At 64.7% G+C, this 24,021-nt stretch carries 19 protein-coding genes; 9 read left to right on the forward strand and 10 right to left on the reverse strand.

Translation table 11 applies throughout. The features are described from left to right. Positions 1–55: 55 nt before the first annotated feature. The 3 genes from AB7008_RS16445 to AB7008_RS16455 all read right to left on the reverse strand — a co-directional run bounded on the left by AB7008_RS16445 (position 56) and on the right by AB7008_RS16455 (position 4,100). The gene (locus AB7008_RS16445) at positions 56–1,207 is read right to left on the reverse strand and encodes a fructose-1,6-bisphosphatase (RefSeq protein WP_347343427.1); all 1,152 of its coding nucleotides are present in this window, start codon (positions 1,205–1,207) and stop codon (positions 56–58) included. A 250-nt stretch (positions 1,208–1,457) separates the two neighbouring features. Continuing rightward, a complete protein-coding gene (rocD, locus tag AB7008_RS16450; protein WP_248881963.1) occupies positions 1,458–2,672 on the reverse strand; it encodes an ornithine--oxo-acid transaminase in 1,215 nt (404 codons plus the stop codon). 195 nt (positions 2,673–2,867) lie between these two features. Next, complete coding sequence (locus AB7008_RS16455; protein ID WP_441259079.1) at positions 2,868–4,100, reverse strand: cytochrome P450; 1,233 nt, start codon at positions 4,098–4,100, stop codon at positions 2,868–2,870. A gap of 108 nt (positions 4,101–4,208) precedes the next feature. On the opposite strand from AB7008_RS16455, the gene AB7008_RS16460 reads away from it, so the two are divergent. The 9 genes from AB7008_RS16460 (at position 4,209) to cnbZ (ending at position 15,666) form a co-directional block, all read left to right on the forward strand. Then, on the forward strand, positions 4,209–4,751 hold the full coding sequence (locus AB7008_RS16460; protein ID WP_014496966.1) for a hypothetical protein: 543 nt from the start codon (positions 4,209–4,211) through the stop codon (positions 4,749–4,751). After that, positions 4,748–5,338: a thiamine pyrophosphate-dependent enzyme gene (locus AB7008_RS16465; RefSeq protein ID WP_028157090.1), complete on the forward strand. Its 591-nt coding sequence runs from the start codon at positions 4,748–4,750 to the stop codon at positions 5,336–5,338. Before AB7008_RS16460 ends, AB7008_RS16465 begins: the two co-directional genes overlap by 4 nt. Positions 5,339–5,479: 141 nt before the next feature. Next, on the forward strand, positions 5,480–6,181 hold the full coding sequence (locus AB7008_RS16470) for a TetR/AcrR family transcriptional regulator (protein WP_071915901.1): 702 nt from the start codon (positions 5,480–5,482) through the stop codon (positions 6,179–6,181). A gap of 1 nt (position 6,182) precedes the next feature. Continuing rightward, on the forward strand, positions 6,183–7,376 hold the full coding sequence (locus AB7008_RS16475) for an efflux RND transporter periplasmic adaptor subunit (protein ID WP_041955850.1): 1,194 nt from the start codon (positions 6,183–6,185) through the stop codon (positions 7,374–7,376). 69 nt (positions 7,377–7,445) lie between these two features. Then, positions 7,446–10,541, forward strand: coding sequence for a MexW/MexI family multidrug efflux RND transporter permease subunit (locus AB7008_RS16480; protein ID WP_014496962.1), 3,096 nt, complete (start codon positions 7,446–7,448; stop codon positions 10,539–10,541). 150 nt (positions 10,542–10,691) lie between these two features. Beyond that, positions 10,692–13,277 carry an ATP-binding protein gene (locus AB7008_RS16485; protein ID WP_441259080.1) on the forward strand — a complete coding sequence of 862 codons (2,586 nt, stop codon included), beginning with the start codon at positions 10,692–10,694 and terminating at the stop codon, positions 13,275–13,277. Next, a complete protein-coding gene (locus AB7008_RS16490) occupies positions 13,274–13,663 on the forward strand; it encodes a response regulator (RefSeq protein WP_014496960.1) in 390 nt (129 codons plus the stop codon). The genes AB7008_RS16485 and AB7008_RS16490 overlap by 4 nt, the downstream gene beginning before the upstream one ends. Further along, positions 13,660–14,910: an adenylate/guanylate cyclase domain-containing protein gene (locus AB7008_RS16495; RefSeq protein WP_028157093.1), complete on the forward strand. Its 1,251-nt coding sequence runs from the start codon at positions 13,660–13,662 to the stop codon at positions 14,908–14,910. The genes AB7008_RS16490 and AB7008_RS16495 overlap by 4 nt, the downstream gene beginning before the upstream one ends. A gap of 9 nt (positions 14,911–14,919) precedes the next feature. Beyond that, positions 14,920–15,666 (forward strand): 2-amino-5-chloromuconate deaminase CnbZ, encoded by a 747-nt coding sequence (gene cnbZ / locus AB7008_RS16500; protein WP_028157094.1) that lies wholly within the window; start codon positions 14,920–14,922, stop codon positions 15,664–15,666. Here cnbZ and AB7008_RS16505 read toward each other — a convergent pair. The 7 genes from AB7008_RS16505 to AB7008_RS16535 form a co-directional block, all read right to left on the reverse strand. Beyond that, positions 15,663–16,550 carry an ABC transporter permease gene (locus tag AB7008_RS16505; RefSeq protein WP_441259081.1) on the reverse strand — a complete coding sequence of 296 codons (888 nt, stop codon included), beginning with the start codon at positions 16,548–16,550 and terminating at the stop codon, positions 15,663–15,665. The genes cnbZ and AB7008_RS16505 overlap by 4 nt on opposite strands. 3 nt (positions 16,551–16,553) lie before the next feature. Next, positions 16,554–17,495, reverse strand: a complete 942-nt coding sequence (locus AB7008_RS16510; RefSeq protein WP_441259082.1) for an ABC transporter permease — start codon at positions 17,493–17,495, stop codon at positions 16,554–16,556. Positions 17,496–17,652: 157 nt separating this feature from the next. Next, complete coding sequence (locus AB7008_RS16515) at positions 17,653–19,164, reverse strand: ABC transporter substrate-binding protein (protein ID WP_441259083.1); 1,512 nt, start codon at positions 19,162–19,164, stop codon at positions 17,653–17,655. A gap of 23 nt (positions 19,165–19,187) precedes the next feature. Further along, positions 19,188–20,291, reverse strand: coding sequence for an ABC transporter ATP-binding protein (locus tag AB7008_RS16520; RefSeq protein ID WP_441259084.1), 1,104 nt, complete (start codon positions 20,289–20,291; stop codon positions 19,188–19,190). A 175-nt stretch (positions 20,292–20,466) separates the two neighbouring features. After that, positions 20,467–21,456 (reverse strand): ABC transporter ATP-binding protein, encoded by a 990-nt coding sequence (locus AB7008_RS16525; RefSeq protein ID WP_441259085.1) that lies wholly within the window; start codon positions 21,454–21,456, stop codon positions 20,467–20,469. Continuing rightward, positions 21,453–22,163 carry a DUF1028 domain-containing protein gene (locus tag AB7008_RS16530; protein WP_028157099.1) on the reverse strand — a complete coding sequence of 237 codons (711 nt, stop codon included), beginning with the start codon at positions 22,161–22,163 and terminating at the stop codon, positions 21,453–21,455. The genes AB7008_RS16525 and AB7008_RS16530 overlap by 4 nt, the downstream gene beginning before the upstream one ends. Before the next feature lie 9 nt (positions 22,164–22,172). Next, positions 22,173–23,978: a gamma-glutamyltransferase family protein gene (locus AB7008_RS16535; RefSeq protein ID WP_441259086.1), complete on the reverse strand. Its 1,806-nt coding sequence runs from the start codon at positions 23,976–23,978 to the stop codon at positions 22,173–22,175. Positions 23,979–24,021: the final 43 nt, after the last annotated feature.

Below are 24,021 nucleotides of genomic sequence, written 5' to 3' on the forward strand. Positions count from 1 at the left end.
TGCATCTGTCGATTGAACGGTGAACGTCGCTCCAGCTTCTGATTGGAGGCGGTTGCTACTCAGCCGCTTCCGTCCTGCGGTCGTCGCGCAGTCGAAAACGCTTCAGCAGACCGGACACGGTGTCGCGGAAGCCGCCATATTCCAGTTCGGAATAGGGTAGCATGGCGGCGCCAGACCAGCCTTGGCTGCGCATCTCGATGGCCTTGCGCTGGGCGCGCCGGCGGACCTCATCCCATGCCGGGTTGTCGAAGAAATCGGTGTAGGACTCGGCAAAGCGGCCTTCCCTGTCGATCGAAAAGCCGACGCAAGAAACGATCGGCAGGCAGTACATGCCGGTAACGGGCGTGTTGAGTGGTACCGGCATGAGCGGCATCACATGCGAGCCGCGTGCATCGCCGCCCACGAAGTGTGCTTTGGCGAACGGCGAGATTATTTCCTCCGGAGCCGGGAAAATCCCCTGGTTCCTGACGATCGCGACTGGATCATCCTTGCCGGTGTACTTGCCTGCGATCGCGTGGAGGCGCTGCGCCGAAACCGCCACGACGACCTCGCCATCGGTTCGAGAAATGATGCGATCGATGCCGAAGCGCTCGTTGTCGCGAAGCAGGGCGGCGATGTGATAGCTGTCGGCGGGTGCATCGAGCTCGAGCAAGCTGTCGCCGGCTGTGTTGTCCATGTCGATGACATGGAAACGGAATCCCTTGATCATCGGAGGCAGCATCAGCCCAGCGCAGTACATGGGGTCGGCAAAGGCGAGATAGAGCGGCAGGTTGTAGGCGCCGGGGCCGCATTTGTCGGCCGCGAACACCATGAAGGACTCGGCGGGTCGCACGCCCGAGAGGCTGTGGTCGAAGCTGAGCTCGGCGACGCCTGGGCCGGCGCCGCGAATGTTCCCGGAAGGCGCGTCGGCGAGAAGATCCTGGCCAGCGCCATAGAGCCCGGAGGTTTTCGCGACCGAGGTGGCCGCGAGGAACGACTTCCAGGCGAGTTGATGGACCTCCGAGCTTCCTTCGCCCCGCGTGTGCGTCATGATGATCGCAATGTCGTCGCCGGTGTGGCAGATGAAACCGTCGATCAGCAGACCATTGCAGATCGCCTTCGCAATCTCGCCCTCGACAGTCGCGATCATGCGTGAAGACGGTTTCGTATGCCCGCCAACGGAGCCAACGTCAGCTTTGATGACTGAAAGAGTGAGTCTCATGAGCATTTCTCCGATCAGCGCAGCTCAGCGCCTCGGCGCTTGCTGCGCCGGGCACGGCGCTGCTCATTCGCGGACAAAAACGTCCGTCGCTCCGATAGGTTCCACGCACCCCGTTCATCCGGTTGCCGGGATCATGCCGAGTTTTACCTTAGGACCACGCGTCACTATTTGCTGCGCTGCACGAGTCCGGTTCTGGCCGGGCCGCTAACTCGTTGTTGGCTGTAGCCGGCATCGCGATCTTCCGACGCAGGCAGTTTCAGGAGAAATCCTGCGTCAGGGTCGTCGCGAACTGCTCCAGCGCCCAGTCGACCTCATCGCCGGTGATTACCAGCGGCGGGGCGATGCGGATCGTGTGCCCATGGGTGTCCTTGGCGAGGATACCCTTGCCTTGGAGCGCCTCGCAGTAGCGGCGCGCGGGGCCGGCCTCTGGATGCAGCTCGACCGCCAGCATGAGGCCGCGCCCGCGTACGTCGCGGATCGTGTTGGCGCGAATGTCCTTCAAGCCTTGCAGAAGGCGCGCGCCCTGCCTGGCCGCGTTCTCGATCATGCCTTCCTCGACCAGCACGCGCATCGCCGCGCGCGCGACCGCGCAGGCAAGCGGGTTGCCGCCGAAGGTTGAGCCATGCTGTCCGGGTCTCAATGTCCCGAGCACCTCGTTGTTCGAGAGCACGGCCGACACCGGATAGAAGCCGCCGGACAAGGCTTTGCCGAGCAGGGTCACGTCCGCCTCGATTCCCTCGTGTTGTTCGGCGAGCAGCTTGCCGGTGCGGCCGAGCCCGGTCTGGATCTCGTCGAGCACCAGCATGACGTTGTTGGCCGTGCAGAGCTCCCGCACCCTGGCGAAATAGCCGACTGGTGGAATGATGACGCCGGCTTCGCCCTGGATCGGCTCGACCAGAAAGGCGACGGTGTTTTGCGTGATCGCTGCTTCGAGCGCCGCGGCGTCGCCGAACGGGATGATCTTGAAGCCCGGCGCGAACGGTCCAAAGTGTGTGCGGGTCTCGGGGTCCGTTGAAAAGCCGATGACGCCCAGCGTGCGTCCGTGGAAATTATCGGCGCAGACGATGATCTCGGCCTGGCCGTCCGGCACGCCCTTCACCTCGTAGCCCCATTTGCGCACCGACTTGATCGCGCTTTCGACCGCCTCGGCGCCGCTGTTCATCGGCAGCACCTTGTGGGAGCCGGTCAGCGCCGCGATCTCTTCGTAGAACGGGGCGAGCTGGTCGTTGTGGAAGGCGCGTGAGGTCAGCGTCAGCCGGTGTGCCTGTTCCACCATCGCCGCCAGGATCTTGGGGTGACAATGGCCCTGGCTGACCGCGGAATAGGCCGAGAGGCAATCGAGATAACGGTTGCCGTCGGTATCCCAGACCCAGACACCTTCGCCGCGCGACAGGACGACCCCGATCGGTTCGTAATTACGGGCGCCGAAGCGCGCTTCTGTTGCGAGGAAATCAATGACGGACGAGCTCATCTTTCGTCGCTCCATTGCTGCGTGCCGGCGTCAACCGACTGCACCGCGCTCAAATTGATCCGGGCATCGGCGAGGTGTGCGATGCCGCTGATTTGCCTCCCCTTGTCAAATGGTTATGCGGATCCACAGAGGCAATCTTCCGCCAACCTCCGCTACTGTGCATGGGGTTGTTTTCGACATTTTTGTTTTGGGCCCTCAGCCGATCGCGCAAGGCACGCTCAGGAAGCCGCGGAACCGCACCCGTCCGCCCCGCACCGGATGGCCGCTCACGGCATAGTTCGGGAAGCGCGCCAGGAAGCGCGAGATCGCAATGGCGCCTTCGAGCCGCGCCAATGCCATGCCGGCGCATTGATGTGCGCCGGTGGCGAAGGCGAGATGCCGGTTCGGCGTGCGCGCGATATCAAAGCGTTCGGGCTCCGGAAACTGGGCGGGATCGCGGTTGGCCGCCCCGATGCACAGCGTCACCGACGTGCCGGCGTCGAGCATGACGCCACCGAGCTCGATCTTCTCTGTCGTCATGCGGTTGCCGAGCTGGTTCGAGCTCTCGTAGCGCAGCATCTCCTCGACCGCAGTCTTGATCATGTCGGAGTTTTCGATCAGCCGCTGCTTCTGGTCCGGATTCCGGTGCAGCGCGACGAGGCCGTTGCCGATCAGATTGGTGGTGGTCTCGTGCCCGGCATTGAGCAGGAAGATGCAGTTGTGCAGCAGCTCCTTCTCGGTCAGCCGCTCACCGTTCTCCTCGCCGCTGCCTTCTCCCTGGATCAGGCGCGTCAGCACGTCGCGCTCGGGATTGCCGGGCTTCTGGCGCCTGCGCGCGACCAGGGTTTCGAGATAGGTGAGGAAGTCCTTCACCGCCTTGTTGCCGCGCGCGGCCACTTCGAGCGACACCACCGGTTCGAGCGCACCGAGGATCGCCAGTGACCAGTCGCGCAGCGGCGCGCGTTCGTCGTGGGGAACGTCGAGCAGATTGCCGATCACTTCGATCGGGATCGACGCGGCGAAGTCGTCGATCAGCTCGCAAGCGCCCTTGGCGGCGATGGCATCGAGCAGGCCGTCGACCAGCTTGACGATATCAGGCTCCATCCCCGCGATCGCGCGCGGCGACAGTGCGCCCATGATCAGGCGGCGCACGCGGGTGTGGGCGGGCGGGTCGTTGAAGACGAGGCTCGTGGTGTGGTGCTCGTAGAGCGGGGTGTCGCCGTATTTCGGCGCGAACTCGCGCTTCTTGTCCGAACTGAACGACTTTGTGTTCTTGTAGGTGGTGACGAGATCGTCATAGCGGGTCAGGAACACTGTGCCGTTGGGGAGGCGCTTGACCGGCTCGTTTTCCCGCAGTGCACGATAGGTCGGGTACGGATCGTCGTAGAATTCGGGTGTCAGCTTCTCCAGATCGAAATTGGCCGCCAGTTCTTTCGCACTTGCGTTCATCGCCGCCATACTCGCCGGTTGAGACCGATATGCTGTTTTCGCTCTTTCGAGCGGCTCGGCTCACCGTCTACAGTCGTGTCGTGATTTGCAAGCCGACCGGACAGGAAAATGCACGCCCGCGCTGACGCTGCCGACACGGCCCCGAATTGGCCCGACGATATTTTCGCGACATTGCAACGCTTCGACGTCCGGCAGGTGCCTTACGTGCCCGATGCCGGCCATTCGAAGCTGATCCAGCGCGTGCTGGCCTCATCCACGATGCGCGGCATTCCGCTGACGACGGAGGAGGAGGGCGTCGCGCTCCTGGCCGGGGCCTGGACCGGCGGACAGCGCGGCGTGCTTCTGATGCAGTCGAGTGGGGTCGGCAATTGCATCAACATGCTTTCGCTGATCCCGATCCTGCGCTTTCCGTTCCTCACGCTCGTGACCATGCGCGGCGAGTGGGGCGAGTTCAATCCGTGGCAGGTGCCGATGGGATCGACCACGCAGGGCGTGTTCGAACTCTCGGGCGTCCAGGTGCTGCGCGCGTCCAATGCGGCCGAGGTGCCGGCCGTGCTGGAGGCGGCCGCAGCGCAGGCCTACAACGCGCTCACGCCCACCGCCGTCCTGCTGTCGCAGCGCCTGATCGGCGCCAAGGTTTTCACCAAATGAGCAAGGCCAACCTCCTCGACCGCCGCCAGGTGGTGTCCACCCTGCTTGCGAACCGCAAAGACGTCGTTGCGATCGGCGGCCTCGGGGCCTCCACCAATGACATGTGTGCCGCCGGCGACCACGCGCGCAACTTCTACCTCTGGGGCGGCATGGGCGGCGCGGCGATGATCGGGCTTGGTCTGGCGCTGGCGCAACCAAAACTGCCGGTGCTGGTCATCACCGGCGACGGCGAGATGCTGATGGGGATGGGGAGCCTTGCCACCATCGGCCTGCAGAAGCCGTCCAACCTCTCGATCGTGGTGCTCGACAACGAGGCCTATGGCGAGACCGGCGGTCAGACCAGCCACACCTCCGCAGCTGCCGACCTCGTCGGCGTCGCCAGGGCCTGCGGCATCGGGGACTCCCGCGCGATCACGACCATGGCCGAGGTCGAGGCCTTCGCCAAAGCCGTCCACGACGTCTCGGCGGGGCCGCGATTTGCCAATGTGAAGATCGACAGCGCCAGCCTGGACCGGATTCTCCCAACCCGGGACGGGACTTACATCGTCAATCGGATCCGTGGCGATCTCGGCTTCCAGCCGATCTAGCCCCCCTCGGCTCCGTCCTGAGCAACGTTCCCGGCCCTCAGGGCGGGGAAGTGTGGCCATTTTCCAACAAGTTGGTACCCACATAGGTTGCGCCGCAGCATTCTGCTTGACTTTTGCGTGGGTGAGTGCTTACTCACTAACATGAGCTCATTGCGAATGACGAGCGACCTGAGGCGTCAATTGATCCTCGGTGCCGCAAAACGCTGCTTTGCCCGACATGGCTATACCGGCACCACGACCAAGAGCGTGGCGGCCGCTGCGGCCATTTCCGAGGCGCTGCTGTTCAAGCATTTCCCGTCCAAGGCGGCGCTCTACGCCGAAATCCTCAGCGACGAATGCGAAGCCGATCCGGCACTGATGGACCTGCTCGAGCGGGAGCCCTCGACGGCCACGCTGGTCGAGTTGATCCGCGGCATGGTCCAGCATTTCCTCCACATCGCCGACGGGCCCGATCAGGAAGAGGCGCAGCGCCTGCGACTGATGGCCACCAGCCATCTGGATGACGGCGAATTCGCCCGTCTGCTATATGCCAAGATCGAGAAGCTGATCGGGGCGGTCTTCCTCGCCTCGCTCGAGCGCGCGGTTGCCAGCGGTGACGCGCGGCCGTTCAGCGGCGATCCGCTCAACCTGTTCTGGTTCGCGCATCATTCGGTGATGATGGCTGCGCTGACCAGGCTGCCGGCCACGCCCTGCCTCGTCTACGGCAAGGCGAACGATCTGGAGCGGCAGCTCTGTGAGTTTCTCCTGAGGGGTATCGGACTTAACGACGCCGCAATTGCTTCGCATTTGGGCCGCGATCAGGCCGCGGATGCGGGCAAGACGGCGATTGCAGAAAGCGCATGACATGAACATCGTAGCCGAACACAAGATTTCGGGCGAACCGATCGACACCAAGACTCCCAAGCGTCCGGTTAGGCCAGTGCTGTGGTTCATCATCGTCGGCACGTTCTTGGGCGTGCTCGTTGGCGGCCTCGTCTGGTTCAATTACTTCCGCGGCCAGATGATCAAGCAGTTCTTCGCCAACAACAAGCCGCCGCCGACCGCGGTCAGCGCGGCCGAGGCGAAGTCGGAAGTGGTGCCGAACCTGCTCACCGCCGTCGGCGGGCTCGTCGCCGTGCATCAGGTCGACGTCAGCGCCGACGTCAACGGCCGCGTCACCGAGATCAAGTTCGAGCCGGGCGCGCATGTCGAAGCTGGCATGCCGCTGGTGCAGTTCTTCGACATGCCGGAGCAGGGCGATCTCGCCAATTTCAAGGCGCAGGCCACCGTCGCGCAGCTCTCGCTCGATCGCGCCAAGCAGCTGGCCTCGCGCCAGTTCGGTCCGCAAGCGACCGTCGACACCGCGCAGGCCGCCTACGACCAGGCGATGGCCGGCATCGCCAAGACGGAAGCGGTGATCTCGCAGAAGCTGGTGCGCGCACCGTTCTCCGGCGATCTCGGCGTGCGCAAGGTCGAGGTTGGACAGTATCTGACAGCCGGCACGGCGATCGTCTCGTTGACCGATCTGTCGCAGCTGTGGGCGAACTTCACCGTGACGGAAAAGGACTCGGGCAACCTCAAGGTCGGCCAGGTCGTCAGGCTCAAGGTGGACGCCTATCCGGGCCGCGTCTTCGAAGGCAAGGTCACCACGATCGAGCCGCAGATCGCGACCGACACCCGCAACATCCGCGTGCAGGCGACGATCGCTAATCCCGACAAGATCCTGAAGCCCGGCATGTTCGTGACCACGACGGTCGTGCTGCCGGACAAGCCGGCGGTCATCACCGTGCCGGAGACGGCGGTCGACTACACGCTGTACGGCGACTCAGTGTTCGTGATCACCGAGAAGAAGGAAGAGGACGGCAAGACCAGCCTCTCCGCGGTGCGCACCTTCGTGCAGACCGGCAACCGCGTCGACGGTCGCGTCGAAATCATCAAGGGCGTGAAGCCGGGCGACAAGGTCGTCGCCGTCGGCCAGCTCAAGCTGCAATCGGGCGCTCCGGTGTCGATTTCGACCGACCCGGCTCCGCAGATTCCGGCGCAGCCGCCGCGCTACTGATCAACACCATCCAAGTGATCCGGCTCGGCCGGATCACTTTTCTTGAGACATAGAATCGAGATCGCCGCGATGGCATTTACCGATATTTTCATCAAGCGACCGGTCCTGTCGGTCGTCGTCAGCCTGCTGATCCTGCTGATCGGCCTGCGCGCGGCGATGGTGCTGCCGATCCGGCAGTATCCGAAGCTGTCAAACACGGTCATCAACATCACGACCGTCTATCCCGGCGCGTCCGCGGACCTGATCCAGGGCTTCATCACCACGCCGATCGAGCAGGCCGTCGCTTCGGCCGAGGGCGTCGACTACATTACCTCGTCCTCGGTGCTCGGCACCTCTACGATCCAGGTCTACATCAAGCTGAACTTCGATCCGAACCAGGCGCTCACCGAGGTGCTGGCCAAGACGAACTCGGTCAAGTACCTGATTCCGAAGGAATCCAACGATCCGATCGTCACCAAGACCACGGGCCAGACGACGGCCGTGATGTATCTCGGCTTCTCGTCCGAGGAGCTGTCGGGCTCGGCGATCTCGGATTATCTGACGCGCGTGGTGCAGCCGGTGCTGTCGACCGTCGATGGCGTGGCTTCCGCCGACATTCTCGGCGGCCAGACCTTTGCGATGCGGCTGTGGCTTGATCCCGTGAAAATGGCCGGCCGCAACGTGTCGCCGGCCGATGTCGCGGCCGCGATCACCGCCAACAACTTCCAGTCCGCGGCGGGCCAGACCAAGGGCTACCTCATCGTCTCGAACGTCTCGACGAACACGGGCCTGACCGACGTCAACCAGTTCAAGAAGATGATCGTCAAGGCCAAGGACGGCGGCTTCGTGCGGATGGAGGACATCGCCACCGTCGAGCTTGCGGCCCAGAGCACGGATGCGAGCGTCGCCTTCAACGGCGAGCACGCGATCTTCATCGGTGTGCAGGCGACTCCGCAGGGCAATCCGCTCACGCTGGTGAAGGGCGTGCGCGCGCTGTTCCCCGAGCTCGAACGCAATCTGCCGCCGTCGATGAAGATGAAGGTCGCCTACGACTCGACCAAGTTCATCCAATCCTCGATCGACGAGGTGGAGAAGACGCTGGGCGAAGCCGTGATCATCGTGATCGTGGTCATCTTCCTGTTCCTGGCCTCGTTCCGCTCGGTCATCATTCCCGTCGTCACGATTCCCTTGTCGATGATCGGCGTCTGCACCTTGATGCTGGCCCTGGGCTTCAGCTTCAACCTCTTGACCCTGCTCGCAATGGTGCTCGCAATCGGCCTCGTGGTCGACGACGCCATCGTCGTGGTGGAGAACATCCATCGCCATCTGGAGGAGGGCAAGACACCGGTACAATCGGCGCTACAGGGCGCACGCGAGATCGTCGGTCCCGTCGTGTCGATGACGATCACGCTCGCCGCGGTGTACGCGCCGATCGGATTCCTCGGCGGTCTCACCGGCTCGCTGTTCCGCGAGTTCGCTTTCACGCTTGCCGGCTCGGTGATCGTGTCGGGCGTGATCGCGCTGACGCTGTCACCAATGATGTGCTCGGTGCTGCTCAAGAACACCGAAGAGGGCCGCTTCGCCAAGCTCGTCAACAGGGTGTTTGGCGCGCTCACGCGCTGGTATGGCCGCAGGCTCGACCGCTCGCTCGACTACAAGGCCATCACCGGCCTGTTCGCGGTGACGATCCTCGGGCTCGTCGGCTTCCTCTACATGCATACGTCGAAGGAACTGGCGCCCGAGGAAGACCAGGGCATCGTGTTCGCGGTGACCAAGGCGCCGAAATACGCCAATATCGACTATGTCGACTTCTACGGCGAGAAACTCGACAAGGAATTCCAGAAATTCCCCGAGACCGATCTGCGCTTCGTGCTGAACGGCATCAACGGTCCGCAGGGCGGTATCGCCGGTATGCTGCTCAAGTCCTGGGAGGAGCGCAAGCGCTCGTCGATCCAGCTGAAGCCGCTGGTGCAGGCCGAGCTCTCCAAGATCGAGGGCGTGCAGGCCTTCGCCTTCAACCTGCCGCCGCTGCCCGGCGGCCCGGGCGGTTTGCCGGTGCAGATGGTGATCAACTCCACCGCGGGGTTCCAGACGGTCTATGAGCAGATGGAGAAGCTGAAGGACGCTGCGCGCAAGAGCGGCATGTTCATCGTCTCCGACAGCGACCTCGCCTACAACCAGCCGAACGTTGAGGTCACGATCGACCGCACCAAGGCGCAGGATCTCGGCGTCAACATGCAGAATCTCGGCAGCACGCTCGCGGTGCTGCTCGGCGGCAACTACATCAACCGCTTCAATCTCGAGGGCCGTTCCTACCAGGTGATTCCGCAGGTGCCGCGCGGCCAGCGGCTCTCGCCGGAATCGCTGGGCGGTTATTACGTGACGACCAACACCGGCCAGCAGCTCCCGCTGTCGACGGTGGTCTCGATCCGGACCAAGACCGACCCGAATTCGCTGACGCACTACAATCAGCTGAACTCGGCGACCTTCTCCGCCGTGCCGATGCCGGGCGTGACCGTTGGTGCGGCGGTCGACTTCCTGGAAGGCGAAGCCAAGAAGCTGCCCGCGGGTTTCAGCCACGACTATCTCGCCGACAGCCGGCAGTACGTGCAGGAGGGCAATCAGCTCGCGGTCACCTTCGGCTTCGCGTTGGTCATCATCTTCCTGGTGCTGGCGGCGCAGTTCGAGAGTCTTCGCGATCCTCTGGTGATCATGATCTCGGTGCCGATGGCGATCGTCGGCGCGCTGATCCCGTTGTTCTTCGGCGTGGCGACGATGAACATCTATACCCAGGTCGGCTTGCTGACGCTGGTCGGACTGATCACCAAGCACGGCATCCTGATGGTGGAGTTCGCCAACGAGCTCCAGGTCAACGAGCGGCTCGACCGCCGTTCGGCCATCGAGATGTCGGCCCGTATTCGTCTGCGTCCGATCCTGATGACCACGGCCGCGATGGTGACCGGCCTGATCCCGCTCCTGACTGCGTCCGGCGCGGGCGCGGCCAGCCGCTTCTCGATCGGTCTCGTGGTCGTCGCCGGCATGTCGATCGGCACGCTGTTCACGCTGTTCGTGCTGCCCGCGGTCTACGTCGTGCTGGCAACCGACCACCGCGCGGCGGCCGATTCCGAGCGGAACAAGGAGGTCAACGATCTCGACCTCAATTCCAAGGCGCTGCGACCGACCTGAGCCGCAGGTCAGCGAACCAGAGGGCGGCAGCGGCATCCGTTGCCGCCCTTTTCATTTGCCCGGCAGCCTGGGGACGCCGGCAGGCTTACGGGGGAGCCCTTTCCGCGTTGGCGAGAGACAAGTTCCGGCCTTCTTGCTAGATTCGCCGGGATGAGCATCTCCCTCCACCCCGACACCCCGCAAGCCAGGACAGCGCCGGGCGCGGCCGCGGCTGGCGTCGTGCCCGGCGAGGCGGCGGGGCGCGGGATCAGGACCCGGCTCTTCACCAAATATGTCGCGCTGTTCGTGGCCGTCGTCGCCATTGCGCTGCTGGCCAACGGGCTGTTCGAGGTCTTCTTCTATTATCGCGAGCACAAGGCCGCGCTGATCCGGGTCCAGCATGAACAGGCCGAGGCGGCGGCGGCCAAGATCGGCCAGTTCGTCAAGGAGATCGAGAGCCAGCTCGGCTGGACCACGCAGCTGCCCTGGTCGGCGGGCTCGATCGAGCAGCGCCGGTTCGATGCGCAACGGCTGCTGCGCCAGGTGCCCGCGATCACCGAACTCGCCCAGGTGGATGCGACCGGCAGGGAGCGCTTGCGGGTCTCGCGGCTCGCCATGGATGCGATGGACAGCGGGATCGACCTGTCGGCCGACCCGAAATTCACCGAGGCGGTCGCGCACAAGGTCTATTACGGCCCGGTCTATTTCCGCAGGGAGTCCGAGCCCTACATGACGCTCGCGCTGGCCGGCGCGCGCAAGGATGCCGGCGTCAGCATCGCGGAGGTCAATCTCAAGCTGATCTGGGACGTCGTGTCCCAGATCAAGGTCGGCGAGCACGGGCACGCCTATGTGGTCGGCCCGGAGGGACGCCTGATCGCGCATCCCGATATCAGCCTGGTCCTGCGCAACACCGACATGTCCGGTCTCGCGCAGGTGCGCGCCGCGCAGGCCGCAGGCAGCACCCAGTCCGACACGCTCCCCGAAGCGCGCAATATCCAGGGGCAGCAGGTGCTGACCGCATCGGCCCCGATCGAGCCGCTGCATTGGACCATGTTCGTCGAGCTGCCCGTCGAGGAGGCCTATGCGGCGCTCTATGCCGCGTTGGAACGGCTCGCACTCGTGCTGCTCGCCGCGTCGATCTTCGCGGTGCTCGCCGGGATTTTCCTCGCGCGCCGCATGGTCGGACCGATCCAGGCACTGCGCAGCGGCGCCGAGCGGATCGGGGGCGGCGATTTCTCGCAGCGCATCTCGATCAAGACCGGCGACGAACTCGAGGGGCTCGCCGACCAGTTCAACGACATGGGCGGGCGCTTGCAGGAATCCTATGCGGATTTGGAAAACAAGGTCGAGCAGCGGACGGCAGAACTGCGTGAATCGCTCGAGCAGCAGACTGCGACCGCCGAGATTCTCGCGTCGATCAGCGGATCGATGCACGACACCAAGCCGGTGTTCGACGCGATCGTACGAAATTTGCTGCGGATGTTCGATACCCGCTTTGCAGTGGTGCAGACCGTTCACGACGGGACGGTTGAGATGCCTGCGGCAGACGGGCAACCCGGCTTCGAGCGGCTGACCGAGCGATATCCGCGCGCGCTGGCCGACGACACGGTGGGCGGCCTCGCCATTCTGTCCAAGCGAACGGTGCAATTCCAGCCGATATTGGGCAACCCCTCGGCACCTTCTTCCACCAAGGAGTTTGCGCGGGATTTCGGCTTCAATTCGGTCCTGTTCACGCCGATGCTGTTGAGGGAAAAGGTGATCGGCGCGATCGGTGTCGCCCGGGTCGAAGCGGTCGCCTTCGACGAAAAGCAGATCGCGCTGATCGCGTCATTTGCCAACCAGGCCGTCATCGCGATCGAAAATACGCGCCTGTTGAATGAGCTGCGGATGCGTACGCAGGAGCTGTCGCGATCTCTCGACGATCTCCGCGCCGCGCAGGATCGCCTGATCCAGACCGAGAAGCTCGCCTCCCTCGGTCAACTCACGGCGGGGATTGCCCATGAGATCAAGAACCCGCTCAATTTCATCAACAATTTCTCCGCAGTCTCGACGGAACTGATCGACGAGCTCAATGAGACCCTGCAGTCGGTCTCTTTCGAAGGCAAGAACAAGGCGGAGGTCGACGAGCTGACCGGCATGCTCAAGAGCAATCTCGAGAAGGTCGTGCAGCACGGCAAGCGCGCCGATTCCATCGTCAGGAACATGCTGCTGCATTCGCGCGCGGGTTCCGGCGAGCATCGTCCCAGCGATATCAATGCCGTCGTCGAGGAAAGCCTCAATCTCGCCTATCACGGCGCGCGCGCGGAACGGCCCGCCTTTAACGTCACACTCGAGCGCGAGTTCGACCCCGGGGCCGGGATGGTCGATGTCTATCCGCAGGAGATCACGCGTGTCTTGCTCAATTTGATCTCGAACGGCTTCTATGCTGCGGCCAAGCGCAAGGAGAGCGCGACGGGCGGCTTCGAGCCCACCTTGAACGCGGCCACCAAGAACCTCGGCGACAAGGTCGAGATCCGGATCCGCGACAACGGCACCGGGATTCCGCCCGAGGTGAGGGCGAAATTGTTCAATCCGTTCTTCACCACCAAGCCGGCCGGCGAGGGCACCGGGCTCGGCCTGTCCATGAGTCATGACATCGTCGTGAAACAGCACGGCGGCACGATCGACGTGAACACCGAGCCCGGTGTATTCACCGAATTCATCATCACGCTGCCGCGCAAGATGGCGGCGGACGACACTCCCGGAGGCAAGAGTTGAACGTTTACATCCTGGTCGTCGATGACGAGCCTGACGTCGAGGCGCTGTTCCGGCAGCAGTTCCGGCGTGACCTGCGCGCCGGACGCTTCCAGATGGAATTCGCGCCGTCCGCGTCCGATGCGCTCAGGCTCGCCTCCGAGGTACGCGATCCCTCGTTGATCCTGATCCTGTCCGACATCAACATGCCCGGCATGAGCGGGCTCGACATGCTGCCCAAGGTGCGCGCCGAGCACCCGGACGTTCCCGTCATCATGATCACGGCCTATGGTGACGCCGAGACGCGCCGGAAGGCGATCGAGCGTGGCGCCATCGGGCTCCTCACCAAGCCGATCGATTTTGCACTGCTGCGGCAGGAGATCGACACGAGGCTCGAGCAAGCCGCATGACTTCGACCATCCTCTTCGTCGATGACGAGCCAGACCTCGAGGCGCTGATCCTGCAAAAGTTTCGCAGGCAGATCCGCGACGGGCTCGTCGACATCATGTTTGCACGCGACGGCGTCGAGGCGCTGGAATCCCTCGAGCAGAACCCGCATGTCGACATGGTGGTCTCCGACATCAACATGCCCAGGATGGATGGGCTGTCGCTGCTGGCGAAGCTCCAGGAGGCCGAGGACAAGAAGTCGACCATCATCGTCTCGGCCTATGGCGACATGAGCAACATCCGCACCGCCATGAACCGCGGCGCGTTCGACTTCCTCACCAAACCGATCGACTTCGCCGACCTGGAAGCCACGATCGAGAAGACCATTCGCCATATCGAGATGCTGCGCGAGGTGCGGCGCCGTCAGATGGAGGCGGAGCGGGCCCATGCCGCGCTATCGCGCCATTTCTCGCCCGAACTCGCCAAGCGTCTGGTGGCCGGCGGCGAGGGTGAGGGGATCGAGGTGCAGTGGCGCGATGTCGCGACCATCTTCACCGATATCACCGGGTTCACCTCCCTGGTCGAGAGCGCGCCGCCCGAGACGCTGGGCGCGCTCCTCAACGAATATGTTGGCGGGATGACCGAAACCATCTTCGCGCATGAGGGGACGGTTGCAAAAATCATCGGCGATGCGATCCAGGTGCTCTTCAATGCGCCCGGCGATCAGCCGGATTATGCGACGCGTGCGGTCGCCTGCGCCCATGACCTCGATGCCTGGGCGCAGGATTTCTGCGCGCGCCAGAGGGCCATGGGCGTGAATTTCGGCACGACCCGCATCGGCATTCACGCCGGGCCGGCTCTGGTCGGCAATTTCGGAGGCAACCGCTTCTTCGACTACACCGCGTATGGAGACACTATCAACATCGCGGCGCGACTGGAGGCCGCCAACAAGCATCTGGGAACACGCATCTGCGCCAGTGCCAGCGTCGCCAAGGCGGCGGAGCATTTTCAAGGCCGTCCCGTCGGCGATCTGATGCTGCGCGGACGCAGCGAACCGCTGCGTGCGTTCGAACCGTTGCCGCAGGAAAAATTTGAAGCGCCGAGGACGGCGCAATATTCCGAGGCTTTTGCCAAGATGGAAGCCGGCGACGTCGCGGCCATGCCGGCCTTTGCCGCGCTGGTCGGGATGTACGCCGACGATTCCCTGGCCGGCTTTCACCTGAAGCGCCTGCTCAACGGTGCCAAGGGCATCCGCATGAAACTGGAATAGGAGTTCGACATGATTGGTGATTTCTCCGCCGGCAACTATCGTTTCATTCCGTCTGTATTCCAGTATTCGGCCGGTGCCGCCGCTGACGACGGCTACGAGATCGAGCGGGTCCGGTTCGACCGCCTGGTGCCGCTGGCCGAGGGATTTGCGCTCGCGGCGAAGTATATCCAGGAAGCAGGCCGGCCACTGACGGCGTTCTGTGCCTGCGAGCTGCGCTCACCGGCGGCCTTCAGCGAGGAAGGCTTTCGCGCATTCAACCTGCATTATGTGAAGACGCTGTCCGAATGGGGCATCTTCGACGGCACCACCAATCCGGTGGCGCGCAGCAATGTCTGTCCGGAGATCGATCCGCCGTCCGAGCCGTCGTTCTATGCCTTCTCCTTCACGCGTCCGACAACCTCGAAGGCGCCGTCTTTCGTGATCGCCGGTGGCGCCGAGGCGCGCGAGGGCGGCGGGACCTATGTCGAGCGCACGGTGCGCTACCGCGACCTCAGTCCGGAGGGTCTTCGCGAGAAGGTGCGGTTCACCACGACGTCGCAGATGGAGAACCGGATGACGGCCTTCGGCTTCGGCTGGAAGGACACCACCGGCGTGCAGGCCTATTCCGTGCACGATTTCCACCACGCGCTGGTCGACGAACTGGTCCGCCGCGGCGCGCTGCGCTCCGGCCTGACCTGGCACTTTGCCCGGCCGCCGGTGGTCGACCTCGAGTACGAGATGGATTGCCGCCGCGTGCTGCGCGAGACCGTGATCTAGCGCTGGCGCGGGTCGAGCGCGTCGCGCAGGCCGTCGCCGAGCAGGTTCAGCGACAGCACCACGAGGAAGATCGCAAGGCCCGGCCAGATCGCCATCCACGGCGCCTGGGTCAGGAAGCGCTGCGCTGCGTTGAGCATACTGCCCCAGGACGGTGCGGGCGGCTGCTGGCCGAGGCCGAGGAAGGACAGCGCGGCTTCGGCGATGATGGCGGCGGCGATCGACAGCGTCGCCTGCACGAGCAGCGCCGGCAGGATGTTCGGCAGGATGTGCGAGAACGCGATCCGCCACGGCGGATTGCCGAGCGCGCGCGCGGCCTCGACATAGTCTTCGGCCTTGACGCTCAGGACCTGCCCGCGCGTCAGGCGGATGAAGATCGGCGTGGCCGAGATGCCGATCGCGATCATGGCGTTGCCGAGGCTGGGACCGAGGAAGGCGGCCAGCGCGATCGCCAGGATCAGGAACGGGCAGGCCAACATCGCATCCGTGATCCGGCTGATCAGCGCGTCGACAAATCCGCCGCGATAACCGGCGAGGAGACCGAGAGGGACACCGATCCCGAGCGCGATCGCGACCGAGATCAGACCCGCCATCAGCGAGGCCCGCGCGCCGTAGATGACGCGGCTGAGGATGTCGCGGCCGAGATCGTCGGTGCCGAACCAGTGGCCGGCGGTGGGCGGCTTGCGCACCAGGCTCCAGCTCGTTGCAATGGGATCATAGGGCACGACCAGCGGCGCAAGGGCCGCAAGCAGGATGAACGCCGTGATCACGACAAGCCCGAAGACCGCGGCCTTGCGCTTGAACAGGCGCCGCCGCGCACGGCGGGTCGGGCTGTCCAGCTCGTAGGCCTGGGTGGCGGGACTGGCTGGCAGTGCGGCGTCGGTCATCGTCTAACCTCGCAGCCGCGGATTGACGAGGACATAGGCGACGTCGGCGACGAGATTCAACGTGATGTAGACTGTGGCCGTCACCAGCACCACGCCCTGCACCACCGCATAGTCACGGTTGAATACGGCATCCACGATCAGCTTGCCGAAGCCGGGAATGGAAAAGATCTGCTCGGTCAGCACCGCGCCCGACAACAGCGTGCCGAGCTCGAGCGCACCGAGGGTGATGATCGGCGTCAGCGCGTTGCGCATCGCATGCTTGAGGATCACCGAGCGCTCGGAGAGACCTTTCGCGCGCGCGGTGCGGACATAGTCGCTCTCCAGAACCTGGAGCATGGCGCTACGTGTGTGCCGCATCAGGACCGCCGAAATTGCGTTGCCGAGCACGAAGGCCGGCATGATGGTGGCAGCCAGGCTCGCGCGCCAGTCCTCGGTCAGCGGCACATAGCCCGAGGCCGGCAGCCAGCCCAGGTGAATCGAGAACAGGAAGATCATGAGGATTCCGAGCCAGAAATTCGGCGTCGAGATGCCCCACAGCGCGAACAGATTGGCACCATAGTCCCAAACCGTGCCCTTCTTCACCGCGGAGACGATGCCGGCGGGAATGCCGATGAGGAACGCGATCAGGATCGCCATCGAGCCGAGCTGAAGCGTCACCGGCAGTTTCTGTGCGATCAGCTCGCGCACCGGCATCTTGTTGCGCAGCGACTCGCCGAAATTGCCTGAGACAACGCCCTTGAGCCAATAGACGTACTGCACGGGGATCGGCTGATCGAGCTTGTACTGCTGGCGGATCTGTTCGATCACGGCGGGATCGCGCTCCTCCCCGGCCATCACCAGCGCGGGATCGCCCGGCAGCAATTGCTGGAGCGAGAAGATCAGCACGGACACGAAGAACAGTGTCGGCACGATCTGTGCGATTCGGTGGGCGAGGAAATTCAGCATGGTTCGATCCGTGTCCCGGGCGCAGCGCAACATGCAACGTTGCGCTGCTGAACCGGGACCCATCTGTTACGACGAGTCCACGCTATGGGTCCCGGCTCTGCGGTGCAGCGCTTGCGCGCCGCGCCGCGTCCGGGACATGCACTCATCGGCGCCTTCGTCACTTGAACTTCAATCCGACTACGCGCACCAGCCCGTCGGGCATCTGCCTGTAGCCGTCCAGCTTCTTAGTGTGCGCGATGAGCAGCGTGCGGTGGTAGATGTAGATGATCGGCAAATCGTCGAGCAGGATCTTGGTCAGCTTTTCGTAGATCGCCTTGCGCTCCTCGACGTTGGACGTCATGCGTCCATCTTCCATCAGCTTGTCGGCCTCGGGGTTCGCGTACACGCCGTCGTTTTGCGGCGCCTTTCTGCGCATGAAGATGTAGGAATTGCCGTCGGGATCGATGCGGCCGCTCCAGTTGATCTGGAAGATCTGGAACTCGCCTGCCTGGGCCTGCTTGAAGGTCGTCGCGAATTCGACCGCGCGGATCTTGATGTCGAAGCCTGCTTCCGCGGCCATCGACTGGACGACCTGGGCCACGGCTTCGTTCTCCGCGCCCTTGGGGATCATGTAATCGACCGTCACGGGCGCGGTGACGCCGGCTTCCTTCAGCAGTGCCTTGGCCTTCGCGATATCGCGGCCGCGGACCGGGAATGCCTTCTGGTAATAGGGATGCTTCGGGCTGACCCACTGGTTGCCGGGCGTGAACTCGCCGTTGAAGACGACCTGGTTGAGGGCTTCGCGGTCGATCGAGAGATCAAGTGCCTGGCGGACCTTCGCCGACTGGCTCAGCGGCCCCTTGGTCTTGTCGTTGCCGATATTGACGGTCAGGCCGAGATAGCCGAGCTCCGGCGCGGTCGACAGCACCAGGCGGGAATCGGCGCGCACGTCCTTGATATCGGTGGCGAGCACGCGCTCGATCAGATCGAGCCCGCCCGACTTCAGGTTCGCGAGCCGCACCGTCGCGTCGACAATCGGCAGGAACACGACGCGGTCGATATGGATATTGTCCTTGTTCCAGTAGTCGGCAAACTTCTCGAACACCATGCGGTCCTGCTGGACGCGCTCGACGAATTTGTAGGGGCCGGCGCAGACCGGATGCAGGCCGAACTTGTCGCCGGCTTCCTTGGCCGCCTTCGGCGACACCATCATGCCGGAGCGGTCGGTAAGCTGGGCGATCAGGGGCGAGTAGGGGGTCTTGAGCACCAGCTTGATGGTCAGGGGATCGACCACCTCGACATGGTCGACGCTGGCGAGCTCGGACTTCCGGAACGAGGTCGGCAGCGTCATGTGACGCTCGATCGAGAATTTTGCGGCTTCGGCGTCCAGCGGCTCGCCGTCATGGAATTTGACGTTGGGCCGGAGCTTGATCGTCATCTCCTTGCCGTCGGCCGAAGTCTCGTAGGACAGCGCGAGCTGCGGCACGATGTTGAGCTTCTCGTCGATGTCGAACAGCTTGTCGCAGAAGGCGGAGAAGACGATGCGGCCGACATAGGTGCGGCCGATGCTGGGATCGAGGATGTCGGGGTCTTCGGCGATGCCGATGCGAAGCGCGGTCTGAGCCTGGGCTGCGCCCACGAGCGACGTCAGCAGGGCCGACGCCAGGATTGTCAAACGCATGAAACTCATCGCTCTCAACCTCTGTTTTGCGGCTATGCCGGGTCCGTTCCCAATGAACTAACCCCGCTGCCGCGGACTGCTTCCGGGCCGCCGCTGAAGGCGGCGACCAATTTTTCAAGGACCGGCGAGAAGCCGCCGTCGGACGGGACGATCGCCGCGGAGGATGGCAGTTCCGACGTTCGGTGACAGGCCGTTGCATGTCCGATGCCACCCGGCACGAGCTGCGGCATTTCACTGCGGCAGCGGTCGACCACGTAGGGGCAGCGGGTGTGGAAGCGGCAACCCGGCGGCGGGCTGAGCGCGCTCGGGATCTCTCCCTGCAGCACAATCCGGCTGCGCTTTGCCCGCGGTTTAGGCACGGGGATCGCAGACAGCAGCGCACGGCTGTAGGGATGGCGGGGTGCCGCGAACAGGGCGTCCGCCTCGGCGGTCTCGACGATCTGGCCGAGATTCATCACCGCGACGTGGTCGGCGATGTGCTTGACTACAGCCAGATCGTGCGAGACGAAGATGTAGGCCAGCCCAAGCCGGTCCTGCAGCTCGCGCAGGAGGTTGAGGATCTGCGAGCGGATCGAGACGTCCAGCGCCGAGACCGGCTCGTCGCAGATGATCAGTTTTGGTTCGACCGCGAGCGCGCGGGCGATGGCGATGCGCTGGCGCTGCCCACCGGAGAATTCGTGCGGATAACGTCGCTCGAGCCGCGGCTCGAGACCGACCAGCCGCAGGATTTCCGCGACGCGCTCGCGCCGTTGCGCCGGCGGTACCAGATCGTGCAGCGCCAGCGGCTCGGTGAGAATCTGTCCGACCGTCATGCGCGGATTGAGCGAGGCGTAGGGGTCCTGGAAGATGATCTGCGCTTCGCGGCGGAAGGCGCGGAGCGCCCCGGCGTCCAGTGAGCGCAGGTCGCGGCCGGCGAAACGCACCGTGCCTGCATCCGGCTCGATCAGCCGCAGCACCAGGCGACTGACGGTGGATTTTCCGCACCCGGATTCGCCGACCAGGGCGAGCGTCTTGCCGGCATCGAGAGAGAAGCTGACGCCATCGACCGCTTTGACATGCCCCAGTGCCCGGCCGAACAGCGAGCGCCCTGCGACAAAATGCTTGACCAGGCCTTCGACCTCGAGGAGAGCGGTCATCGTGTCTGCTCCCCGCGAATCCTGCTCTCGTGTCCCGGGCGCGGCGCAACGCGAAATGTTGCGACGCTGAACCGGGATCCAGCTCGCTGCCACATGGGCCCCGGTTCAGCAGCGCACCACTGCGCTTCGCTTGTGCTGCACCGCGCCCGGGGCACGAGAGGAGGAAGCAGCGCCATCACGACACCAGGAGTTCGAGCGGCGCGCGGATGCAGCGCGAGAGGTGGCCGGGGCTGACCTCGACCAGCGGTGGCGGCGCCTTAGTGCAGGCGTCCAGCACGAAGGGGCAGCGCGCGGAGAAACGGCAGCCGGCGGGTGGCTGCGCCATGTTCGGCACCATGCCCTCGATCGTGGCAAGCTGCTCGGCGCGGTGGTCGAGGCGCGGGATCGAGCCCAGCAGGCCGACGGTGTAGGGATGCTGCGGCATGGCGAACAGCTCGTCGACCGGCGCGCGCTCGACGATCTCGCCGGCATACATCACCGCGACCTCGTCGCAGACTTCGGCGACAACACCGAGATCGTGGGTGATCAGGATGATGGCGGCGCCGCTCGCTGCCTTCAGTTCGCGCATCAGCTCCAAAATCTGCGCCTGCAGGGTGACGTCGAGCGCGGTGGTCGGTTCGTCTGCGATCAGCAGCCGCGGATCGCAGGCCAGCGCCATCGCAATCATCACGCGCTGGCGCATGCCGCCGGAGAGTTTGTGCGGATATTCGTCGATCCGGCGCTCGGGCGAGGGGATGTGGACGCGGCGCAAGAGCTCGATGGCCCGCTCGCGCGCGCTGCGCCGCGAGCCGCCGCGGTGGCGCAGAATGGTCTCGACGATCTGGTCGCCGATGGTGAAGCTCGGATTGAGCGACGTCATAGGCTCCTGAAAAATCATCGCCAGCCGGTTGCCGCGGAGATCGCGCAACGTCTGGTCAGGAGTCTTCAGCAGGTCGAAGCCGTCGAAGCGGATTGCGCCGGATATCTCGGCACTTTGTTTCGGCAGCAGTCCCATGATCGCCAGCGACGTCACGCTCTTGCCGCAACCGGATTCGCCGACGAGGCCGAGCGTCGCGCCATTGGCGACGCTGAGATCCACGCCGTCGACGGCGTGAGTCACGCGGCCGTCGTCGCCGTGGAAGCGGATGCGCAGATCCTTGATCTCGATGAGAGGGCTTGCGCTCATGATTGCCTTGCTCGGCTCGCAGCGATGCTGGCGTCGATGACGCTGCGATCGGTGTTGCCTGCCGGGTTCTGCCGCGTCGGCATGGAGGAGCGGAAATGCACCCAGAGTTCCTGACTGACGCGCTCCAGCCGTTCGAGCTCGCCCAGCGGATCGGGATGATCGTCGGCGCGAATGTCCAGCGCCGGCCATTCCTCCTCGCCGTGGATCAAGAGCGCCGCGGATTGCTTGCCGCGCTTGTCGCCGCCGGCGGCCTCGCCCGCGCGCATGGCGGCAAGCAGGCGGCGCGGGAAGGGCAGACTGTCATTGGCGATATAGGTCTTCGCGGTCTCGTCGAGCACGTCGGCGCCGGCCAGCATGTTGCCGGCGATCGAGAAGCCGCTGCCGGCGATGTGTCCGCACCAATCGACGCAGTCGCGCCCGGTATGCGCGGCGATCGCGCCGCTCGCGTCCATGATGTGGATCTGGCGGCTCTCGCGGCCGTCGTCGGTCGCGAGCAGGGTGGCGAGAACGTCATGCGCGTTCAGGCCCTCGCGCAGCAGCTTGACGCCGTCGATGCCGTAATAGGGATTGACGAAGGCCTGGGTCGCGATGGCGCCGAGACCGGCCGCGATGTAGGGCACGCGCGCGCCGACGGCGAAGAAACGGGTCGCTACCGCGATGCCGAACTGGCCGGTGGCAGGATCGCGCGCGATGATCGACCAGGTCATGTGCTGCCTTCAGCGCCCTGCGGCGTAGCCCTGCATGCCGCGCGGGTTGGCGGCGGCGCGGCGGCGCACCCCGACGCGCGAGGCCGCGGTGAGGCGGCCTTCCGACCAGTCGGGGCCGACCTCGACAATGTGTCCGCGCTCGCGAAGGTTCTCGATCGTCGCCTTCGGCACGCGGTTCTCGACCACGAGCACGCCGGGGCGCGCGGTGCGCGGCCAGAACGAGATCGGGAAATGCTCGGAGTGCCAGGCCGGCGCGTCGATCGCTTCCTGGAGATTGAGGTTGCAATGGACGTGCCGCAGGAAGAACTGCGTGATCCACTGATCCTGCTGGTCGCCGCCGGGCGAGCCCCAGGCGAGGTACGGCTCGCCGTCGCGTAGCGCCATGGTGGGGGACAGCGTCGTGCGCGGCCGCTTGCCCGGCGCGAGCGAACTCGGCTGGTTCTCCTCCAGATCGAACATTTGTGCGCGGCTGCCGAGGCAAAAACCGAGCTCGGGAATGATCGGCGAGGATTGCAGCCAGCCGCCCGACGGCGTCGACGACACCATGTTGCCGGCCTTGTCGATGATGTCGAAATGCACGGTGTCGCCGCGCACCTCGCCGAAGCGGCCTACGGTTGGTTCGCCGGCGCCGAGTGCGCCGACGGCCTCGCGCTGTCCTTCGGCGCGGCGCAGCTTGACCACACCGCCAAGACCCTCGACCGTGCCGGGCCGAAGGTCGAGCGAAGCTTTCTCGGTCACCAGCTTGCGACGTTCGTCGTTATAGGCGTCCGACAGCAGCGTCGCGATCGGGATCTCGCTGAACTTGGGATCGCCGTAGAATTTCTCGCGGTCGGCAAACGCAAGCTTGGCACATTCGATCTGGAGATGGATGAATTCCGGCCCGGTCGGATCGAGCCCGTCGAGCGCAAAACCCTTCAGCAATGCGAGTTGTTGCAGCGTTACAGGCCCTTGGCTCCAGACGCCGGCCTTGCAGACGGTGTAGCGGCCATAGTCGTAGGTGAGCGGTGCCTCGATCGTCGGCTGCCAGCGCGCCATGTCGTCGGCCGAGAGCACGCCGCGATGCGGCGAGCCGCTGACATCCATCACCTCCTGGGTGCGGCAGAACTTGTCGATGGCTTCCGCAACGAAACCGTGCGACCAGGCCTTTCGCGCGCGCTCGATCTCGGCGTCGCGGCCACCGCCGCCGCTCTCGGCCTCGCTGAGAATCCGGGCGTAGGTCGCAGCCAGCGTCTTGTTGGTGAAGAGCGTGCCGGGCTTCGGAACTTCGCCATTGGGCAGATAGACCGCGGCCGACGTCGGCCAATGCTTGCGGAACAGCTGCTCGACGGTCTGGATCGTGGCGCTGGCGCGCTCGACCAGCGGATAGCCGTCGCGCGCGTAGGAGATCGCTGGCTCCAACACGTCGCGCACGCGCATCGTGCCGTAGTCGCGCAGCAGCATCATCCAGGATTCGAACGTGCCGGGGACGCAGGCTGCGAGCAGGCCGGTGCCCGGCACCATGTCGAGGCCTTCGCTCTTGTAGTGCGCGATGGTGGCGCGCGCCGGCGCCGGGCCCTGGCCGCAGATCACCTCGGTGCGTGCGCGTTGGACGTCATGCACGATGATGGGCACGTCTCCGCCCGGGCCGTTCAAATGCGGTTCCACGATCTGGAGTGTGAACGCCGTGGCGACGCCGGCGTCGAAGGCGTTGCCGCCCTTTTCCAGAATGGCCATGCCGACCGCGGTCGCGATCCAGTGTGTGGTGGCGACGACCCCGAACGTGCCCTCGATCTCGGGGCGCGTCGTGAAGGGATCGGGATTGACATTGCTGGCCATGGGATTTCGCTACCTTGTTTGTCGTGCGCGCAATTGATCACAG

The sequence above is a fragment of the Bradyrhizobium sp. 521_C7_N1_3 genome (genome assembly GCF_052075975.1).
Lineage (GTDB): Bacteria > Pseudomonadota > Alphaproteobacteria > Rhizobiales > Xanthobacteraceae > Bradyrhizobium > Bradyrhizobium japonicum.

Excerpts from the sequence above, each read along its gene's own strand:
- AB7008_RS16445 (WP_347343427.1), bottom strand. The coding sequence starts at position 1,207 with ATGCTCATGAGACTCACTCTTTCAGTCATCAAAGCTGACGTTGGCTCC.
- rocD (WP_248881963.1), bottom strand. The coding sequence starts at position 2,672 with ATGAGCTCGTCCGTCATTGATTTCCTCGCAACAGAAGCGCGCTTCGGC.
- AB7008_RS16455 (WP_441259079.1), bottom strand. The coding sequence starts at position 4,100 with ATGAACGCAAGTGCGAAAGAACTGGCGGCCAATTTCGATCTGGAGAAG.
- AB7008_RS16460 (WP_014496966.1), top strand. The coding sequence starts at position 4,209 with ATGCACGCCCGCGCTGACGCTGCCGACACGGCCCCGAATTGGCCCGAC.
- AB7008_RS16465 (WP_028157090.1), top strand. The coding sequence starts at position 4,748 with ATGAGCAAGGCCAACCTCCTCGACCGCCGCCAGGTGGTGTCCACCCTG.
- AB7008_RS16470 (WP_071915901.1), top strand. The coding sequence starts at position 5,480 with ATGAGCTCATTGCGAATGACGAGCGACCTGAGGCGTCAATTGATCCTC.
- AB7008_RS16475 (WP_041955850.1), top strand. The coding sequence starts at position 6,183 with ATGAACATCGTAGCCGAACACAAGATTTCGGGCGAACCGATCGACACC.
- AB7008_RS16480 (WP_014496962.1), top strand. The coding sequence starts at position 7,446 with ATGGCATTTACCGATATTTTCATCAAGCGACCGGTCCTGTCGGTCGTC.
- AB7008_RS16485 (WP_441259080.1), top strand. The coding sequence starts at position 10,692 with ATGAGCATCTCCCTCCACCCCGACACCCCGCAAGCCAGGACAGCGCCG.
- AB7008_RS16495 (WP_028157093.1), top strand. The coding sequence starts at position 13,660 with ATGACTTCGACCATCCTCTTCGTCGATGACGAGCCAGACCTCGAGGCG.
- cnbZ (WP_028157094.1), top strand. The coding sequence starts at position 14,920 with ATGATTGGTGATTTCTCCGCCGGCAACTATCGTTTCATTCCGTCTGTA.
- AB7008_RS16505 (WP_441259081.1), bottom strand. The coding sequence starts at position 16,550 with ATGACCGACGCCGCACTGCCAGCCAGTCCCGCCACCCAGGCCTACGAG.
- AB7008_RS16510 (WP_441259082.1), bottom strand. The coding sequence starts at position 17,495 with ATGCTGAATTTCCTCGCCCACCGAATCGCACAGATCGTGCCGACACTG.
- AB7008_RS16515 (WP_441259083.1), bottom strand. The coding sequence starts at position 19,164 with ATGAGTTTCATGCGTTTGACAATCCTGGCGTCGGCCCTGCTGACGTCG.
- AB7008_RS16520 (WP_441259084.1), bottom strand. The coding sequence starts at position 20,291 with ATGACCGCTCTCCTCGAGGTCGAAGGCCTGGTCAAGCATTTTGTCGCA.
- AB7008_RS16525 (WP_441259085.1), bottom strand. The coding sequence starts at position 21,456 with ATGAGCGCAAGCCCTCTCATCGAGATCAAGGATCTGCGCATCCGCTTC.
- AB7008_RS16530 (WP_028157099.1), bottom strand. The coding sequence starts at position 22,163 with ATGACCTGGTCGATCATCGCGCGCGATCCTGCCACCGGCCAGTTCGGC.
- AB7008_RS16535 (WP_441259086.1), bottom strand. The coding sequence starts at position 23,978 with ATGGCCAGCAATGTCAATCCCGATCCCTTCACGACGCGCCCCGAGATC.